Annotated in this window: 1 protein-coding gene; it reads right to left on the bottom strand. The window is 36.5% G+C overall.

All coding sequences use genetic code 11. From position 1 onward, the window contains the following. Positions 1-183 precede the first annotated feature (183 nt). Entirely contained in the window at positions 184-303 is a 120-nt protein-coding gene (locus AOA59_RS00675; protein ID WP_371919051.1) for a hypothetical protein, read from the bottom strand. Positions 304-348 lie beyond the last annotated feature (45 nt).

The raw sequence follows: 348 nt of genomic DNA, 5'->3' as shown, positions 1-348 counted from the left end.
CCGTTACCAGTGTCTACTTCTGCACCATCATCAGCTCCATTATCGTCTCCACCACATGCTGCTAGTAAAAGACTAAGACTAAGTGCTGTACCAGCTAAGAAATTTGTTTTCTTTGACTTAAACATATCTTTAATTACCCCCAAAAAAATTTTTTTATTTAAAAGTCATCTGCTCTCCTATGTATTAACGAATTAAGAAGAGTGAGATGTCTTCAAATAGTATGACTAATATGGCTACAACGACCAACATGACAATATAAGGTGGTGTACCCCTTATAACATCTAAATAGGACTTATTAAACACCGCACTAGCGGTAAATATATCTACTCCAAACGGTGGTGTTGCTGA

This window comes from Pseudomonas sp. 2822-15 (genome assembly GCF_002742515.1).
GTDB lineage: Bacteria > Pseudomonadota > Gammaproteobacteria > Pseudomonadales > Pseudomonadaceae > Aquipseudomonas > Aquipseudomonas salomonii.
The sequence above is the reverse complement of the archived record's forward strand: the minus strand, read 5'-3'. Positions and strand labels throughout refer to the sequence as shown.